Source organism: Tautonia plasticadhaerens (assembly GCF_007752535.1).
Taxonomy (GTDB): domain Bacteria; phylum Planctomycetota; class Planctomycetia; order Isosphaerales; family Isosphaeraceae; genus Tautonia; species Tautonia plasticadhaerens.
In genome coordinates, this window is record NZ_CP036426.1 from 3,621,639 (window position 1) to 3,640,506 (window position 18,868).

Sequence of the window (18,868 nt, forward strand, 5' to 3'; positions counted from 1 at the left end):
GCATCCGAATCCCCAAGATTCCAGAATTGTCGAGCGTTGACTCGGTCCAATGCCCGGGGCATGCTGGTGCGATCGGGCAGGCCCATGGTGGGCGAGCCCGATCCATCGGCCCCGGCGCGTGACTGCGATGGTCGCCGGGACCAATTCATCTCCCGCTCCTCGCCCGGCCCGGCAGCGAGGCCGTCCCCGGGCCTCACCGCCCCTGAGGCCGACCATGGTCCCGACCGCGCCTCGCCGATCCGCCCGGCGACCCCGCCATCGTTCCCGCCCTCGGATGGAGGCGATGGAGCCCCGGACCCTGCTGGCGACGTTCACCGTCACCAGCCTGGATGATGCCGGCCCCGGCTCGCTCCGGGAGGCGATCGAGCGGGCCAACATGGACCCGGACCCGGACGCGATCGACTTCGCCCCGGGACTCGGGGGGACGATCGAGCTGACGACCGCGCTGCCCGAGCTGGCGACGGATGTCGTCCTGAGCGGGCCGGGGGCATCGGCCCTGACGCTGACGGGCGCCCCCTCCGCCCGGGACCTCCGGGGCGTGACCGTCGCGGGCGGTGCCGAGGTGCGGATCTCCGGCCTGACCATCTCCGGCGTCGGCCCCGGCCTGCCCGGCAGCGGGGGAGGGATCCGGAATTCGGGGACCCTGACGCTTTCGGGCGTCTCGATCACCGGCAATGTGGCCCTCGGCGGGGGCGGCATCAGTAACGAGGGCGTCCTGACCCTCATCGATTCGACCGTCAGCGGGAACACCGCCGAGGGGTTCGGTTCGACCGGCGGCTCCGGCGGCGGCATCTCCAACAGCGGCACGCTCACGGTCATCAATTCCACGATCGCCGGGAATGTGGCGAGGCCCGGCACCATCGCCCAGGGGTTCGGCGGCGGCATCTCGAACGGCGGGACGGCGACCATCGTCGATTCCCTCATCGCCGAGAATGGTTCTTCCGACCTCATCGGGGTCGTCGGGGGAGGCGTCGCGAATTCCGGGACCCTCCTGGTCTCCGGCTCGACCCTCAGCGGCAACTCGGGCGACGACGGGGGTGGCATCAGCATCGGCCCGGGTGCGACCGCGACGTTCATCAACTCCACCATCAGCGGGAACCACGCCCGACGATCGGGCGGCGGGGTCTCGAACGCCGGCACGCTGACGGCGACCAGCTCCACGTTCGCCGGCAACTCGGGCGACGGCGGCGCCGTCTCGAACGCCGGCATGCTGAGGCTCGCGACGAGCATCTTCGCGGACCCCGACGGCGACACGCTCGTCAATGCCGGCGGCTCCGTCCGCTCCGAGGGCCATAATCTCTTCTCCGACGACCCCGGGACGACCCTCGACCCCACCGACCTCATTAACACCGACCCCCTCCTCGGCCCGCTGGCCGACAACGGCGGGCCGACCCCGACCCACGCCCTGCGGCCCGGCAGCCCGGCCGTCGACGCGGCCGTGCCAACCGCCGGCGTGACCACGGACCAACGAGGCGTCCCGCGTCCCCAGGGCACCGCCCCCGACATCGGGGCCTTCGAGCTGGTGGAGAGCGCCTTCCTCGAACTGACTTCGGAGACGGCCTCGAACGCGGTCGGCCGATCGCAGACGGTCCTGGCGACGGCCCGAGACGCGATGCTGGCCCCCCTGGCGGCGGTCCCGGTGACGTTCCGCATCGCGGCCGGCCCGAACGCGGGTGCGTCGGGGACGACCGAGCCGGCCGACGGCCGGACCGACGCCGACGGCCGCATCCGATTCACCTACCCCGGCGTCGGCGGGGAGGGGACGGACGTGCTCATCGCCTCGGCCACGCTCCCCGAGGACGCGGACGTCATGTCCGGGCCGGTGACGATCGACTGGAGCGGGCCGCCGACGGTCGTGGGCGTGCGTCGCCTCGGGTTCCACGCCCGGCCGACCCGCCTCGTGGTGGCCTTCGACGCCGCGATGGACCCGACCCGGGCCGAGGACCCGGCCAACTACCGCCTCGTCGCCGCCGGCCCCGACCGCCGCCTCGGCACGGCCGACGACCGCCCGCTGGCCGTCGACGCGGCGACCTATGACGAGGCGTTGCGCGCGGTGACGCTGTCCCCCCGGCGTCGGCTGCCGCTGCACGGGACCTACCGACTGACGGTCGTCGGCACGCCGCCGGGGGGCCTGACGAGTGCCTCGGGCCTGCCGCTCGACGGGGCCGGGACGGGCCGGCCGGGCAGCGACTACGAGGCGACCTTCGGCCGGGAGGCGCTGGTGCGTCCGGGGGCCGAAGCGACTGCGGAGCGGGTCGCCGAGCTTCGGCGTCGGCACCAGGAGCGTCGGGAGGCGCCGGTCCAGCAGCATCGGGCGTGGCTGGCCGACCGGCTCGCCCTGCGGGCGGAGCGGCAGGCGGCCCTCCGCAACGCCCGGGAGGGATTGGTTGGCGGATGAGGCGTCGGGCCTATCCGGAGGGACCGGGGCGCGGGCCTCCCTGGCCAGGGAGGCCGGGAGCCCGCGCCGAGCGGTCGATCCGCCGTTTCGTTGACGGATCGGTTCCGACCCCCTCTCCCCGCCCGCGGGGAGAGGGCCGGGGTGAGGGGCCTTCGACGGATCGCCACGCCTTACGGCATCGCCTGAGCCCCCCTCACCCGGCCTCCGGCCACCCTCTCCCCCGAAGACGGGGGCGAGGGTCGGTTCCGACTCCCTCTCCCCGCTCGCGGGGAGAGGGCCGGGGTGAGGGGTCGGTGCGTGGGATACGGGCGCTTGCTCGTCATCCGAGCCCCCCCTCACCCGGCCTCCGGCCACCCTCTCCCCCGCGGACGGGGGCGAGGGTCGGAGACGAACACGCTCGTCAAGGCTCTCCCCGGATGACCATGGAAGAGGGGCCGGCTCGGAGGTTTTGTGACTGAAATCGTCCCCGGACACGATGATCTTGATGAGGACCGTCGCTCGACCCGGGGAGGCTCCCCGTCCGTACCGTGCCCGGAGTGCCCGCCGACGATGGCCGAGCCCGACCACCTCCCCGAACCGAGCCTCCCCGATGGGCCGACTGCCCCCGACGAGGGGAGCCGCCCCGTCATGTCCGGAGCCCAGTCGCCGGGCCCCGCCCGATCCGGGGCCGGGGAGGGCGATCGGCCCGGTGCGCGTCGACGGAGCGAACCCAATGCGATCGGCGCAAGTCGGTTCCCGGTCGTCCCGATCGCGAGTGCGCAGGGGCATGCTGGGAGCGCACCGAACCAATTCACGACGCATCCCGACCCCGTCCCCGGGCCTCCGGGACGGCCGTCGGGACCGGTCCGGCGTCCCCCGACCGAGGGGGAGGACGCTTGCCGGATCGAGGCCACCGGTCACCTCGGTGTGCTTCGACGGAGCGAAGCCAGTTCGATCGGCGCAAGTCGAAATATGGCCGATCATTCGGCGAGTTCGACGGGGCGCACCGCGGGCGCACCGGGCCGTTCCTCCCTCCGCATCGACGGCGTCCCCGGGCCTCCGGGACGGCCGTCGGCGGCGGGAGGTGTGGTCTCGCCCCCCGGTGGGATTTCCCCTCCGGGGCGAGGTCCCCGGGAGACTCGGCGCGGTTCGACGGAGCGAAGCCAATCCGATCGACGCAAGTCGCTTTCTGCGAAGAGAATCGGTGGATTACTCGGGACGCACCGGGGGCGCACCGGGCCACGCCCGGCCGAGCGTCGACTCGATCCCGGGCGTTCGTCGAGCTGGCCCGATCGCGGTGGTTGCTGCTCGATCGACGGCAAGAGGGAAGGGGAAGGGGCGAGCCGGAGGGGGGAGCCTCCTCGGGGCTCAGCCTCCCACGACGAGGGCCGACGACCGGATCAGGTCCAGCGCCCTCATCTGGGCCAGGCCGTCCTCGGCGGGGAGATCGAGCGAGCCGGAGGAGACGGCCCGGGCGAAGGCGTCGACCATCCGGGCGTACTGGTCGGCGCCGTCGAAGGAGAGGGACTCGGGGCCGGCCCCCTCGACGTCGGCGTCGGGGCCGCCGTCGGCCGCGAATCGGAGGGCGGTCGGCCGGGCGGGGGGGAGGTAGGCGTCGGGCACCCGGATCGAGCCGGAGGTGCCGACCAGCTCGTATTCGCAGCGGAAGGGGGCCTCGAAGCTGCAATCGACCAGGCCGATGACGCCGCCGGGGAAGGCCAGCTCGGCGGTGAGCGTCAGCTCCACGCCCGAGGGGTGCGGGCGCTGCATCGCCCGGACGGCGACCGGCTCGGCCCCGGCGAACAGCCGGCAGGTGTTCACCCCGTAGCAGCCGACGTCCCAGAGGGCGCCTCCCCCCCGGGCCGGGTCCAGCCGCCAGTCCCCCGGGTCGATCGGGAAGGAGAACGACGAGCGGACCAGCCGGAGCGTCCCGAGCCCCCCCGAGCGGACGAGTCCCAGCAGCTCGGCCGTCCGGGGCTGGTGCCGCCACATGAAGGCTTCCATCAGGAGGACGCCCCGCGATCGGCAATGGTCGACCATCTCGGCGGCCTCCCGGGCGTCCAGCGCCAGGGGCTTCTCGCAGAGGACGTGCTTGCCGGCCTCGGCGGCGGCGAGGACCCAGGGGCGGTGCAGCTCGTTGGGCAGGGGGATGTAGACGGCGTCGACCTCCGGGTCGTCGAGCACGGCCCGGTAGTCGCCGTACGCCCTGGCGGCCCCGAACTCCCCGGCCCAGGCCGTCGCCGTCTCCCCGTCCCGGCTGGCCAGGGCGTGCAAGGTGCCCGACTCCGAGGCGAGGATCCCGGGCGCCAGGCCCCTCCGGGTGATCCGGGCACAACCGAGGATGCCCCAGCGGATCGGTCGGGGCGGGGGGGCGGACGAGGGCATGGGGGCGGGCTCCGGGGTGGTGCGTCGGGGATCCTGGATCCTGAAGATCCCGAGGTTAGCCCATCGAGCGGCCGGACGCGACGGGACGGCCCCGCGGGTCGCACCGGGGGGGAGGGCGGAGGCCCCTGCCGAAATGCCGGGGCGTCTCCGGGACCGGCCTCGATCATCGATGTCCCGACATCTGTCATTCGATCTCCGAGAGCCGGCCGGAGCCGGGCCCTCGCCCCGTCCCCGGCGGGCGGCCCTCGACGCGTCGCCGACCGCTGCCGCCTTGCCCGGCCCCGGAGGTGTGGTCATGATGCGAAGGATGGGCGGGGCGCGGCGACCGGGGGCCCGGCCGGATCGGATCGGCCGGGGACGGGCGTCGGGCCGACCGGCCCGAAGGGAGACTGATCGCACCATGACGACGCTTCATACGAGGATCCTCCGGGGCTCGATCGCCCTCGGGCTGGGCGTGGCGGCCGCCTCGCTGACGGCGGCGGGCCCGGTGCAGGGAGACGGGGCGGAGGCGATCTTCGACGGCTCCGGCCCCGAGGGCTGGGTCAACAACAACGACCTCGCGCCGATCCCGACGTCGGCCGTCCAGGAGGACGGGCTGAACCCCCACGGCACCGGCGCCTACGTCGTGCTCTACGAGCAGAAGGTCAAGGACTTCGTGCTCGACTTCGACTACAAGCTCTCCCCCGGCTGCAACTCCGGCGTCTTCATCCGGGTCGGCGACCCGAAGGACCCGGTGATGACCGGCCTGGAGGTGGCCCTCGACGACACGACCGGGACCGGCTATCACGACTCGGGGGCCTTCTACGACCTGGTCGAGCCCGAGGCCAACGCCCAGGAGCCCGCCGGCGAGTGGAACCACATGACGATCATTGCCGAGGGGCCGATCGTCACCGTCTCGATCAACGGCACGCAGGTCAGCCGGATCGACCAGTCCCAGTTCACCGAGCCCGGCAAGCGCCCCGACGGCTCCGACCACAAGTTCCGCCGGGTCGCCATCGCCGACCTCGTCCAGGAGGGCTACTTCGGCTTCCAGGACCACGGTTCTAACGTGTGGTACAAGAACGTCCGCCTCAAGAGGAGCCCCGGCTAGCCTCCAGGTCGTCGAGTTCTTCCGGGGCGGAGCGTAGATCGGCCTAACGCCCCTACTGCTCAACGCCGCTCAATTCCTCTGCCGATGAAGGGATTATCCAGACGTCCTAATTGACACTTCGAGTCCGCCGAACAAGTACTACTTTTACGGCTGTCGTATGGCGGCAGCAAATGCGTGCCCGTCAGATGGGAGGGGGAATCGAGCCTAGCATTGTTCGGCCGAACGTCTCTCATGTGGCTGAAGTGCCGGACTTCAGGCGGGTCGTGAGGCTGAGTCCCAGCCGTAACTCGATCTCCAGGAGTGACTGATGGTCCCAGCGAGGCCGAGTGGTAGTTTCAAATTCAGGAAGAACTCGACCATCGGGGCGGCAGCAGCAGAGAACGACCGTCATTTCCTGGAAAATTGCTACATCGACACCGGAGACCTCGATGTTCTGACCGACCAGACGATAGCGAAGTGCATCGTGGTCGGGAGGACCGGTTCGGGGAAGACGGCACTGCTGCTACGACTCAAGGAGACGCAACCGAACGTCATCGAATTTTCGCCCTTCAACTTGACCGTCGAGTTTGTCAGCAACTCCCAAGTGATCCGCCTCTTCACCGAGGCCGGGGTCAATATGGACCCCTTCTACAAACTCCTCTGGCGACACGTCTTCACGGTCGAACTGATCAAGAAAATCCACGGCATCACGGATCGGAGGAGCCAGGGTGTTTTCTTCGATCTAATGAAGAAGACATGGAGCGATGAGAAGAAGGAGCAGTATGACTTTCTCCTCAAGCACGGCGACTCGTTCTGGAAAGAAGCCGACGAGAGGGTGAAGGAGACAACGAAAAAGACAGAGACAGAACTTAAGGCAGCCCTCGGGGGAATATTGGGATCGGCCATCGACATCGGAGCGTCGAGGCGATGGACTGATGAACAGAAGGCCGAGATCCGTGCACAAGGACAAGAGGTCGTCAGCAGGACCAAACTCAAAGACCTGAATAGGATGTTCGACCTCATCAAGATGGAGTTGGCCGAGGCTGCCAAGTATACCTACTTCATCGTAATCGACGACCTCGATCAGCAATGGGCCGACGACAGCATCAGATACAAACTGATCTACGCACTGATCGAGACGATGCAGGAATTTCATCACAAAGTAAAAAATGTTAAAATTGCGATATGCTTGCGAACAGACCTGATAGAGAGGATCATCAAGCAGATCAAGGGGGCCGGCTATCAGGAGGAAAAAATCCGGTCGCTCTTTCTTGATTTGACGTGGACAGGTGATCAACTTACAGAGATGCTGGACGCCAGGATCAACCAACTCGTCCGGGACAGTTATACGCTCGCCACGATCACGCACCGGGAATTACTTCCTAAGCTCAGCAGGAAGGTAAACGACAACGCCGCACTGGAATATATGATCGAGCGAACGCTTATGCGTCCGAGGGACTTGATCACCTTCTTCAACTTTTGCATTGGTTATGCTGTAGGTAGACCGGACATAACGAAGACAATGTTGCTTGGTGCTGAGGGTGATTACTCGAAAGATCGCCGAAGGTCGTTGGAGCAAGAGTGGAAGGCCGATTATCCAGACCTCAAGGAGTTCATTGACCTGTTCAAAAAACGGCCTCCCCAGTTCCGCCTTGGTGAATTGACCAAGGACGATCTGGACGATTTTGTGGTCAAATACACCACCCAGCGTACTCATCCAGAAGGGGGACTCGGGCACTTAGCCTACCAGTACTACAACGAAGTGATCGGGGACTCGGTGTTCCGTATTTCTATGGTATCGATACTCTATTCAATCGGGTTTCTTGGCATCAAAACCGACTCTTATACGAGCATGCAGTATGTCGGGCTCGGACAGGGATCGCTCGACAAGGAAGATATAAGCGATGACAGTTTGTGCGCTGTCCACAAAATGTACTGGAGGTCTCTTGGTATCCACGATCGTGGAGGAGATAGGCGATAGGGCGAAACTACCGTCTCAGGACCACGGCTAGGACTGCTGGTACCAGGACGTGAGACTCAAGATCCTGGGGGACTGACCGGGATCGGGCCCGGGTCGAGTCCGGTCGGGTCGAGGCTCGGGAGGCCGTCGGGGCCCCCCGGGGGTGGACCGTGGCGTAGAATCCCTGGGTGATCGGCGGCGGCGGCGAGGCGATCGGGTCGGTTGCGAGTCCGGGGGGTCCCGGGCCATCCCGCTCGACGCCCGGGTTCCCCATCGTGGCGGTGCGGAGCGGAGCGGGATCGGGATGGCGACCCTGGCCGAATTCCTGGAGCGGCTCTTCGGCGAGGGCCGCGTCTCGTTCACCGGGCCGCCCCCGCCGTCCCCGGCCGAGGCGGAGCGGTCGGAGGCCCTCGGCCCGCTCCGCCGGGCGTTCGCCGACGACCTGATGGACCTGGCCGGGCCGCCGCTGCCGATCGACGGGCCCGCCGCCCTGGCCGCCGCCGAGTGGACCCGGCTCGCCTGCTGGTTCCTCGTCAGCCGGGGGGCGCCCCCCGAGGTGGTCGATCGCGCCCTGGCGCCGCCCCCCCCGCCGAGGTCGGCGGCGGCCCACCTGTCGGCCGACCTGACCTTCCGCTACCTGCCGGGCGTCCATCGCCGGGCCCGGGCGATCGACCCGGGCGACGTGCTCGCGTCGAGGCTGGCGGAGGTGCTCCGCCGCTGGCCGCTCTCCGGGGCGCTGTCCGACGTGCAGGGGGTGCCCACCTCGCCGGTGGACTTCTTCGGGCACGACGGCCTGATGCTCCGCTTCGCCGAGCGGCTCGCCCTGCGGGAGGCCCCGGACTGGATCCCGACCCGGGGCCGGGGCCTCGAGCTGTGGGATTTGACGCTCGACGCGATGGGCCGCCGCCCCCGGTCGTCGCCGGGGGATGTCGAGGGCATCGGCCCGGGGTCGGGGTCGGGGTCGGGGTCGGGGTCGGCGAATGGGATCGGGACCGAGATCGGGGGAGGCGCCGGTGGCCGGGGATGACATCGACCCGCACGCCGGGGAGGTCGTCTCGCGCCTCAGGCGGGACGTGATCGACCCGCTCAAGCGCCGGTTCGTCGGCCGGGACGAGGTGGTGGACCTCATCGCCCTGGCCGTCGTCTCGGGGGAGCACCTGTTCCTGCTCGGCCCGCCGGGCACGGCCAAGTCGGCCGTGATCCGGGGCTTCGCCGAGGCGGTGCAGGGCCGCTACTTCGAGTACCTGCTCACCCGGTTCAGCGAGCCGAACGAGCTGTTCGGGCCCATCGACCTCGTCCGACTCCGGGAGGGGGCCGTGGCCACCGTGACCACCGGCATGCTGCCCGAGGCGGAGTTCGCCTTCCTCGACGAGCTGTTCAACGCCAACAGCGCCATCCTGAACAACCTGCTCACCGTGCTCAACGAGCGGGTCTACCGGCGGGGGGCCGAGGCCCACCGCCTCCCCCTGCTCTCGCTCTTCACCGCCTCCAACCACCTGGCCGAGGACGAGGCGCTGCGGGCCCTGTTCGACCGGTTCCTGATCCGCTGCCATGTCGACAACTTGAAGCGAGACGCCATGCCCCGGCTCCTCGCCGCCGGCTGGGAGCTGGAGCGGGCCGGGCCGTCGTCGGCGGGCGTGTCGGCCGGGGACCTCAGGGCGCTGTCGCGCCGGGTCTTCGACGTGGACCTCTCGGCCGTCTCCGGCCCGTACGCCGAGCTGGTCTGGAAGGTCCGGGACCTGGGGGTCGCGCTCTCGGATCGGCGGGCCGTGAAGGTGCTGAAGCTGGTGGCCGCCTCGGCGCTGCTGAGCGGCCGGGCCGGGGCGAGGCCGTCGGACCTCTGGGTGCTGCGCTACGTCTGGGACCGCGAGGAGCAGATCGACCCGCTCCGGTCGCTGGTCGGCGCCGTGCTCGACCGGGCCGCCGACGACGACCCCGACGCCCCCCGCCACCCGCTGGCCGAGCCCCCCGACCGCGTCGACGCCGAGGACCTCGCCCGCCAGCTCGACCAGGCCGAGGCCCAGCTCCGGGCCCCCGACGGCCGGCCGCTCGGCCTCGCCGCCGCCGCCCGACTCCGGGAACGCCTGGCCGAGCTGTCCGACCGGGCCGCCTGGGTGGGCGACGACGCGGCCCGGCGGCACCTGATGGGCCGGGTGTCGGAGCTGACGGGGCGGTTGACGTGAGGCGGGGCGGGGCGGGATCCAGGCACTGGAGGGCGGATGGCGCCCGGCACCCGGGTTGACGTTATTACGATGATCCCCCCCCCGAACTCCCCCGCCCCCCTCTCCGGCGTCCGCCTCGCCCGCGTGCCGATCGCGGGCCTGGCGGCGTTGGCGGCGCTGCGGGGGAGGGGGGACGTGACGGTCCTCGCCGCCGAGGGGGGCGAGGACGCCTGGGTGTCGTGGCGGCCGGGACCAGGGGGGGACCGCGACGAGGTCGTCGAGGCGCTGCTGCCCGTGCCGGGGGCGGCCTTCTTCCGCGGCGATCGGGGGGGCTGGTATCGCGTCGGCCGGAGCCTGCCGGACTTCGACGCCGGGCCGGCGCCCGAGGGGGACCACGCCGGCCCCCCCGGCCTGCCGCTGCACCGCGCCCTCCTGCCGGGGCCGACCCGATGGCTCGACCCCCGGGCCGACTGGAGGCCCGCGACCCTGCGGCTGGCGGCCGACCACCGGCCGAGGCCGGCGTCGGCGCTGGTGATCCGGGCCGGGGCGCTGCTGCCCTGGGCCGAGTCGGCGCCGACGGCGAGCCTCCGGGGGCTGGCCGCGGCGAGGTCGGGGGACCGGGTCCTGCTGCTCGGCCGGCGATTGCCGCCGGTCCTCGGCCTCGGCCGGTACTGGGGCGGCCGGGTGCTCGTGCCGCTCGGCTCCAGGCCCGAGCCGGATCTGCCCGAGGCGAGGATGGCCGAGGCGCTCGGCCTGCCCGACGGGGACCTCGGCCTGATCGGCCCTGACGGTCGCGTCGAGGTCGTCCCCGGCCGGGCGCCCCGGCCGCTCTCCCGGGCGTCGGCCCGGCTCATGGCCGGCATCTCGGATCGGCTCCCGGGGGGGCAGGGCCCGGGCTCGGGGCCGAGGGAGGGGGGGCGATGATCGCCGCGGACTCGTATCTGCACATCCCCGAGGCGTACGGCCGGTGGCTCGGCGGCCTGAAATGGTCCGTCGGCGGCGAGGCGGTGGAGTTCCCCGACGGCCAGACCTTCGCCTTCGGGCGGGAGCTGTCGCTGTTCCTCGACGGCTTCGCCGCCGGCCGGGAGCCGATCCACTTCGCCCACGTCCTGCACCTGGTCCACCTGCTGCTCCGGGGCCCGCTGAGCCACGACGTGGTGACCCCGATGGATCTGGCCGGCAGCTTCGTCGCCCTCGGCCGGCCGCATCGCAACGCCGGGGCCTTCTGCGCGACGCTCTGCGACGGCGTCCCCGGGCTGCCCGACCCGCCCGACGTGGAGGCCGTCTGCCTGCTGCTCACCGCCGGGGCGGCCGTGGGCGGCTACCGCCGGGCCGAGGTCGAGGCCGACCTCGTCCTCTGGGAGGGCTACGACCCGGGCGACCCGGGACACGGGCCGGCCGCCGCCCTCGCCGTCGACGACCCGCCGATGTCGCCCGCCGTGTTCGAGCGGCTGGTGCTCGAACGCCTCGCCCGCCACCGCCCCGATCAGGTCCGCCACTGGCTCCGCCTGGGCCGCCCCCCGGAGCCCTCGGGCCGCTCGGTGGCCGACCGGGTCGAGGCCGAGCTGCCGGGCACCGTCCGGGAGGCGCTCGAGCCCCTGCTGCGTCGCCCCCGGCTCTCCGGCTCGGCCGGCCTGCTCGACCGCCTCGTCGGCGCCCTGGCGCTGCCCCCCCGCACCCTGGCCCGGGAGTCGTTGCCGACGGGCGGCTATGCCGACGTCTCCAACCGGGGCCACCCCGAGCGCCTGCTCCCCGGCCAGCACGCCATGGAGCCCGAGGAGTTCCTCCGCCGCTTCGCCGAGAACGAATTGCTCTACTACCAGCGGGAGGAGCCCCACGCCCCCGAGTCCGAGGAGCTGGTCGTCCTGATCGACCAGGGCGTCCGCACCTGGGGGGCCGTCCGCCCCGTGCTCGCGGCGGCGGCCGTCGCCCTGGGGCGCCTGGCCGACCGCCGGGGGGCGGCGATGCGGCTCGGCTCGACGGTCGACCCGACCCGCCTGCTCGACCCCCTGGCCAGCCCCGCAGACGCCCTCGCCGCCCTGCTCGAGGCCAGCGATTTGAGCCCCCACCCGGCCCCGATGCTGGCCTCGGCGCTGGCGGGGGGCTCGCCCCGGCGCCGGGACGTGGTGCTGCTGACCCACCCGAGGTCCCTGGACGAGCCCGAGGTGGAGGCCGCCGCGCGTCGGGTCGGCCCGGGGGACCGGCTGTTCGCCGTGGCGGTCGACGACCGCCGGGACGTGCAGCTCTCCGAGGTCCGCCGGGGCCGCCCCGTCCCCCTCGCCCGGTTCCGGGCCGAGCCGGCCGACGACCACCCCGCCGCCCCCCGCCCGGCCCGGCCCGGCCGGGGGGGGGCGGGGGCGTGGGAGGGGGACGTGGAGCCGATCGGCTTCCCCTTCCGCCTCGCCCCCGGCGTCGGCCCGACGCCCCGGGGGATCGGGCCGACGTTCGCCTTCACCGAGTCGGGCGAGTGGCTGGCGGCGATCGGGCCGCACGGCGTGCCGCTCGCCTGGCGGGTGGACGGGTCGTCGGTCGAGGCCTGGCCCCGCGGCCTCTCGGGGGGCGAGGTCGTGCGGACGGTCGACGCCCTGCTCGGGGTGGCCGGCGGGTTCGTGGTCATCGGTCGGCTCGGCGACGGAGACGGAGACGGCGATCGGCCGGTCGCGGTGCATTACGACCTCGCCCCCCGCCGGGTCCGCTCCTACGTGAAATACCTCTCCGCCGAGCCGGTCTGGGACTGGTTCTACCTCCGGGAGTCGCACGCCCTGATCGCCCGGGGGCCGGAGGAGAGCTGGTACGTCGACCTCCGCACGGGGGGCCGGTTCTCGTCGCAAGACCGCTGCTCCTCCGAAATCGTCGCCCGGGATCTGGCCCGGGTCGAGGGGGCTTCCGTCCCCCCCCCCGGACTGCTTGTGCTGCACGACGACGACACCCGGCCCGCCTCCGGCCCCTCGGCCCGCCTGAGGGTGGGGACCGGCACGGTGACGCTCGACGGCGTCTCCCCCCCCTGGCGCCCCTTCCGGCCGTTCGCCGACGGCCTGCCGCTGCTGGCCGGGCGACGGCTGGAGCGGGCCCTCCTCCGCGGCGACACGCTGGCCCTGTACGCCTCCGGGGGCGGCCGCCCCCCCCGCTGGCATGTGTTCCAGGGGCCCGATCCGGTCCTGCTGCCCGATCGCCCGGCCCCGGGCGCGGGGGATCTTACGCTCTCCGCGGACGGACGGCTCATGGCGGTACGCCAGGACGACCATCGCTACGCCGTATCCGTTGTCGATTCCGCCGGCCCCCCCGCGCTGCTCACCCCCCGGGCCGGTGCCTCGGGCTGGCCCCACGTCGGCCTCGGCCGGGACTGGATGGCGCTGCAGGACGGGCCCCACGCCACCCTCCTACGCTGGGACGGGGGCCGGCTGGAGGTCCGCTCCGCCTCGGGGGACCGGGCGTATGCCTATTCCGCCCTCTTCCACGAGGGGGTCCCCGCCTCCCCGCTGGTCTCCGTCGCCCGCCGGGGGTCGCTGCCCGCCTGGGCCTCGTACGACCCCCGGCGGTTCAAGGCCACCTGCCGGGGCCCGGGGCTGGTCGCCGTGGTCGACGACTTCGGCCAGGTCGCCCTCTCGGATTCGGGCGGCACGCTCCTGTGCATCGTCCTCGCCTCCCGGGGCCGCCTCGCCGCCTGGATGCCCGACGGCACCCGCTTCGGCCCCGCCGAGCTGACCGGCTCTCCCCCCACCCCCGGGGCCGGGGAGCGGATCGCCGCGGCCCTGAGGGGGGCGGCGCGGGGGGGGTTAGCGGGGTGATTGCCGGCGGCGACGGGACGACTCGCGGACCTCGGGAACGAACGGCTATCGTAGGGAGGTGATCGGATCGGCCGCCCTCCCCCGGCCCACCGCCATCCGCCGACGTGAAGGACCCCGCACCGATGTCCCCCCCCGCATTGCCCCTCCGCCTGCCGCTCTCACCCCGACGCCGGACCGAGCCGGCGCCGGCCGAGGCGTTCCTGCTGCCGGGAGGGGACGGGGGGGCGGCCCTGGCGATCGTGGCCGGGCAGGGGGGGGAGGCCCGGATCTTCGAGGTGTCGGGCGGCCTGCTGGTGGTGCTCGGGGGGGGGGGACGGCCCGGCCGTCGGCCGCCTCGGTGACGACGGCCGCCTTGGCGCCGGGGACGATCCGCCTCCGGAGGCTCGGGCGGGGCCTGTTCGTGCCGGTCGATGCCGACCTCGTCCCCGCGCTGCTGGAAGACGAGGTCGAGGGGCTGACCCGGGGCCGGGGCCTGGTCTTCCTGCCGGGCGGGACGGCCCTGAGGTTCGACCCGGACCGGCCGCTGCCGACGTCCCGGCTGCTGGGGGTCGACCGCGCCGACGGCCTCCCCGGCTGGGAGTCCCCCCCGGAAGGGCCGACCCGGGCCGATCGGCTCGTCGAGGTCTCCCTGGATCTGCCGGGGGACGACGCCGAGGCCCGCCTCGGGGCCGGCGGCGACGACATCGCCACCGAGGAGACCCGGCCCGAGGACACCGGCGCCCCCCGCCGGGCCCTCGGCGGCGCGGCGATGGGGGCGGGGCGGGGGATGATGTGGCTCGGCCGGACGCTGGGGATGTCCGGCCTCTCGGGGATGGGGGCGCGCTGGATCGGCTCGGCGATGGAGCTGGCCCCCCGGCTCGGCGAGGCCCTGCTCGGCAAGCAGGAGGGGGCGCTGCGCGACCTGCTCCGCGAGTTCCGGGAGGGGGACGTCGAGCGGGCCCTCCGACGGGCCCTGCCCCTGGGCAAGGGGAACGAGCGGGGGGCCTCGGCCGCCGGGTCGGCCGACCTGCCCGAGCGCGACCCCAGCTACTCCTTGCCCGACATCCTCGGCCCGCCCGGCGTCGGCCGGGGCGGCGGCGCCGGCTACTGGTTCGGCGGCTTCGACGTGCAGCAGGAGCTGATCCGGGAGTACCACCGGGCCGCCCAGGCCGCCGCCCGACGCGGCGACTACCGCCGGGCCGCCTTCATCTACGCCCGGCTGCTGGAGGACTATCGCCTCGCCGCCGGCGTGCTGCTCCAGGGCGGGCTGGCCCGGGACGCCGCGTTGATCTACCTGGAGAAGCTGGACGACCGCCCCGCCGCCGCCCGGGCCTTCGAGGCCGCCGGGGAGTTCGACCGCGCCCTGGCCCTCTACCGGGGGCTCGACGACTTCGAGCGCGCCGGGGACCTGCTCGCCCGGCTCGGCGAGCCCGAGGAGGCGCTGGAGGCCTACCTCCGGGCCGCCGACCGGATCGTCGACCTCGAGGGGGACCACCTCAAGGCCGGGGAACTGCTCCGCTCCCGGGCCTCCCGCCCCGACCTGGCCTCCCGGTTCTTCGCCGACGGCTGGGCGGCCCGCCCCGGTCCCAACGCCGTCTCCTGCGCCGTCGAGCTGGCCCGGTCGTGGGCCGACTCGGGGGAGGCCGCCCCGCTCCGCTCGCTCGTCGCCGAGGCCGACGAGCTGCTCGGCCCCCCGGGGCACGAGGCCGACGCCTCCCGGTTCTACAACGAGCTGGCCCGCCTGGCCGACCTGCCGGGCCTGGCCCCCTGCCGGGTCGAATTGCGGGACCGGGCCCTGATCGGCCTGGCCGGGAAGCTCCGGCAGCGGGCCGGGCCGGGGGCGTCGGCCCCGCCGGGGCTGGCCTCCTCCCTGTTCGGCCCGGCCCGGGAGTGGTCGGCGGACCTGATCCGGGACGCCGAGTACGCCCTGCGGGCCTCCGCCCGGCCCCGGGCCGTCGGGGAGCCCCGCCCGGCCTCCCCCCCGCCGCGGGCGACCACCTCCCGGCTCGTCGACGGGCCGGTCACGGCCGTCGCCTTCGCCCGGGGGGCTGGCCTGGCGTTCCTCGGCACCCGGTCCGGGGACGTGTACCGGCTCGACCCGGCCCGGGGCGAGGCCGAGCGCCTGGGCCGCTACGCGATGCCGGTCTGCTCCCTGGCGGTCGACGAGGCCGGGGGTGCGCTCTCGGTGCTCTGGCACGACCCCGAGTCCGGCCGGACGGTCCTCGCCTCCTACGCCCGACGGCCGGACGGCTCCTACCGGATGACCGAGGGCCGCGCCGTCACCGCCCGGTCGGCCGGGGATCGCCCCTTCCTCGCCCCCCCCGCGCCGGGGATGGCCGGGGAGGTTGCCCTCTGGGACGGCCGCAGCTACGTCCTGCTCCGGGGGGCCTCGCTCACGCCCTGGGGGGAGATCCCCCGGGGGGCCGACGAGGACGGCGGGCCGCCCCCCGCCTCGGTCCTCCTGCCGATGGGCCCGGCGCCCTCGGCGACCCTGCTGGAGCTGGGCCCCCCCCGCTCCTGGGCCTGGCTCGCCCCGGACCTCGGCCCGGTCGACCGCCTGGCGGTCCCCTGGTCCCCCCGGCCGCCGATCGAGGCGGCCGGGGCCTCGCCGTCGCTCTCCTGGATCCGGGAGGACCCCGGGAGGCTGATCCTGGCCGGCCTCGGCGACGGCGGCGTGCTGCACCAGACGACCCTCTCGCTCCGCCGGGACCCGATCGCCGTCGAGGGCAACGCCTCCTGGTCCTCCCCCGAGGCGATCTTCCGGGCCGCCTGCCTCGTCCGCCCCGGGCTGCTGGCCGGCGTCGGGGCCGACGCCGTCCACTGGCTCCGGGCCGAGCCCGGCCGCCTCGCCCGGCGCTCGACGACTGGCATCGCCCTCGGCAGCACCCTGGCCGCCGTCCCCAGCCCGAAGACGGGTGAACTCGTGCTCATCGGGGCCGACGGCCGGGCCGAGCGCCTCCCGCTGCCGTATCCCTGAGGGCCCGGCCCCGGGCGAGGCCGTGTCGCCTCGGACCCGGCGGCTGCGACGATCCTCCTCGGGGGCGACCCGGTCGACGACCGGGTCGACGGCCCCGGCCGGCGCCCGCCCCCTATCCCGATCCCGTTTCGATCCCGATCCCTGTCGAGGGGGCGGCCGATCGCGCAGGTCTCCCTCAAGGGGGCGCGGGGACGCCCCGACCATCCGGGTCGGCGGGGTGGGGGCCGCGCCCGGTCGGCCTGGGAGGCCGATCGGGCGCCCCCACCCCGCCCGCCGCACCGACTGGAGGAGCCCGATGGAGATGACCGTGAGACGAATCCCGAGGCATGCCCTGCTCGCCGTGACGCTGGCCTGGATCGGGCTCGGGTCGGCGCCCGACGCCGCGGGGCAGGAGCCCCTGCTTGACGGGCTCGGCCCCTACTCCCGCCCGGTGACGACTTCCTCCGAGGCCGCCCAGCGCTATTTCGACCAGGGGCTCAACCTCCTCTTCGCCTTCAACCACGAGGAGGCCGCCCGCTCCTTCCGCCAGGCCGCCGAGCTGGACCCCTCCTGCGTGATGGCGTGGTGGGGCCTGGCCTACGCCCAGGGGCCGCACATCAACCTGCCGGTCGTCTCTGAGGAGCAGGCCCGGGTGGCGCTCGACGCCATCGAGCACGCCCGATCGGCCGCCGGGGAGGCGACCGGCCTGGAGCGCGCCCTCGTCGAGGCCCTCGCCCTCCGCCACGTCCCCGAGCCCCCCGAGGACCGCTCCGGGCTCGATCGCGCGTACGCCGACGCCATGCGGGAGATCCGGGCCGGGCACCCCGACGACCCCGACGTCGGGTGTTTCTATGCCGAGTCGCTCATGAACCTCCGCCCCTGGGCCCTCTACACCCAGGAGGGCCTCCCCGAGCCGGGCACCGAGGAGATCGTCGCCCTGATCGAGGCGATCCTGGGGTCGTCCCCGGACCACCCGCTGGCCAACCACCTCTACATCCACGCCGTCGAGCCCTCGGCCCGCCCCGACCGCGCCGAGGCCGCGGCCGACCGCCTGCGGGATCTCCAGCCCGGCCTCTCGCACAACGTGCACATGCCCTCGCACATCGACGTGAGGCTCGGCCACTGGGAGCAGGCCGAGGAGTCCAACCGGAAGGCCATCGAGGCCGACCGCCGCTTCCTGGCGATCCGGCCCGATCCCGGCTTCTACGGCCTCTACATCGCGCATAATTATCACATGCTCGCCTATGCGGCCATGATGCGGGGCAGGAGCGGGGCGGCCATCGACGCGATCGACGAGATGATGGCGCTGATCCCTGAGCGGTGGGCCCGGGAGAACGCCGCCATCGCCGACGGCTACCTCGCCATGCCGCTGGAGGTCCGGATGCGCTTCGGCCTCTGGGAGGAGATCCTCGACGCCCCCGAGCCCGACCCCGCCTTCCCGCTCGCCCGGGCCCTCCGCCGCTACGCCCGGGCCGTCTCCCTGGCCGCCCAGGGCCGCGTGGAGGAGGCCAAGGCCGAGCAGGGGGCGTTCCTGGAGGCTCGGGCGCTCGTCCCCGAGTCGGCCCGGTTCGGCAACAACGCCGCCTCCGACCTGCTCGACGTGGCCGAGCACCTCATGCGGGGGGAGATCCTCTATCGCGAGGGCCGCGAGGACGACGCCTTCGACGCCCTCCGGGAGGCCGTCCGCCTCCAGGACCTGCTCCGCTACTCCGAGCCCCCCGACTGGATCCAGCCGGTCCGCCACGCCCTGGCCGCCGCCCTGAACCAGTCCGGCCGCTTCGACGAGGCCGAGCGGGTCTGCCGGGAGGATCTCGAACAGCTCCCCGAGAACGGCTGGGCCCTCTTCGGCCTGATGCAGGCCCTGGAACGCCAGGGCAAGGACGAGGAGGCGAAGCAAGTCCGGGCCCGCTGGGAGGAGATCTGGAAGGACGCCGACGTCACCCTCTCCTCCTGCTGCTTCTGCCAGCCGGGGGTCTGATCGACCCCGTCGGGAGATCTCGCCGGGCGGCCCCCGGAGGGCCCTCCCCGATGGGGGCCCGCGTCCCGGCCCTTGGGCCTCGACTCGAGGGCGCCGGCCCCTCCCCGACCGGGGCCGGGCCCGACGCCCCGGGGGCGTCGGGGGCCCGGCCCCGGTCGGCGTGCCGAGTCGCCCCGGCCGCGCCGACGGCGACCGGGCGGCTCCACCATTCCGA

Annotated in this window: 11 protein-coding genes; 10 read left to right on the plus strand and 1 reads right to left on the minus strand. The window is 73.4% G+C overall.

The genetic code is table 11. The features are described from left to right. Nucleotides 1–283 precede the first annotated feature (283 nt). Complete coding sequence (locus tag ElP_RS14435) at nt 284–2,398, plus strand: choice-of-anchor Q domain-containing protein (RefSeq protein ID WP_145270390.1); 2,115 nt, start codon at nt 284–286, stop codon at nt 2,396–2,398. 1,347 nt (nt 2,399–3,745) lie between these two features. On the opposite strand, the gene ElP_RS14440 is transcribed toward ElP_RS14435, so the two are convergent. Continuing rightward, nucleotides 3,746–4,762 (minus strand): Gfo/Idh/MocA family protein, encoded by a 1,017-nt coding sequence (locus tag ElP_RS14440; protein ID WP_145270392.1) that lies wholly within the window; start codon nt 4,760–4,762, stop codon nt 3,746–3,748. A gap of 400 nt (nt 4,763–5,162) precedes the next feature. On the opposite strand from ElP_RS14440, the gene ElP_RS14445 reads away from it, so the two are divergent. From ElP_RS14445 to ElP_RS14485, 9 genes are all read left to right on the plus strand, one after another. Then, nucleotides 5,163–5,852 (plus strand): 3-keto-disaccharide hydrolase, encoded by a 690-nt coding sequence (locus tag ElP_RS14445; RefSeq protein WP_145270394.1) that lies wholly within the window; start codon nt 5,163–5,165, stop codon nt 5,850–5,852. A 307-nt stretch (nt 5,853–6,159) separates the two neighbouring features. Beyond that, complete coding sequence (locus ElP_RS14450; RefSeq protein ID WP_145270396.1) at nt 6,160–7,812, plus strand: P-loop ATPase, Sll1717 family; 1,653 nt, start codon at nt 6,160–6,162, stop codon at nt 7,810–7,812. A gap of 283 nt (nt 7,813–8,095) precedes the next feature. Continuing rightward, the gene (locus ElP_RS14455; protein WP_145270398.1) at nt 8,096–8,818 is read left to right on the plus strand and encodes a hypothetical protein; all 723 of its coding nucleotides are present in this window, start codon (nt 8,096–8,098) and stop codon (nt 8,816–8,818) included. Further along, nucleotides 8,805–9,974, plus strand: a complete 1,170-nt coding sequence (locus tag ElP_RS14460) for an AAA family ATPase (RefSeq protein WP_231749720.1) — start codon at nt 8,805–8,807, stop codon at nt 9,972–9,974. Before ElP_RS14455 ends, ElP_RS14460 begins: the two co-directional genes overlap by 14 nt. A 69-nt stretch (nt 9,975–10,043) precedes the next feature. Then, entirely contained in the window at nt 10,044–10,877 is an 834-nt protein-coding gene (locus ElP_RS14465) for a hypothetical protein (RefSeq protein ID WP_145270402.1), read from the plus strand. After that, nucleotides 10,874–13,741: a hypothetical protein gene (locus ElP_RS14470; RefSeq protein ID WP_145270404.1), complete on the plus strand. Its 2,868-nt coding sequence runs from the start codon at nt 10,874–10,876 to the stop codon at nt 13,739–13,741. The genes ElP_RS14465 and ElP_RS14470 overlap by 4 nt, the downstream gene beginning before the upstream one ends. A 122-nt stretch (nt 13,742–13,863) precedes the next feature. After that, a complete protein-coding gene (locus ElP_RS14475; protein WP_145270406.1) occupies nt 13,864–14,082 on the plus strand; it encodes a hypothetical protein in 219 nt (72 codons plus the stop codon). Nucleotides 14,083–14,093: 11 nt separating this feature from the next. Beyond that, the gene (locus tag ElP_RS40645; protein WP_197446988.1) at nt 14,094–16,697 is read left to right on the plus strand and encodes a tetratricopeptide repeat protein; all 2,604 of its coding nucleotides are present in this window, start codon (nt 14,094–14,096) and stop codon (nt 16,695–16,697) included. Nucleotides 16,698–16,998: 301 nt separating this feature from the next. Continuing rightward, entirely contained in the window at nt 16,999–18,654 is a 1,656-nt protein-coding gene (locus ElP_RS14485) for a tetratricopeptide repeat protein (protein ID WP_145270410.1), read from the plus strand. Nucleotides 18,655–18,868: the final 214 nt, after the last annotated feature.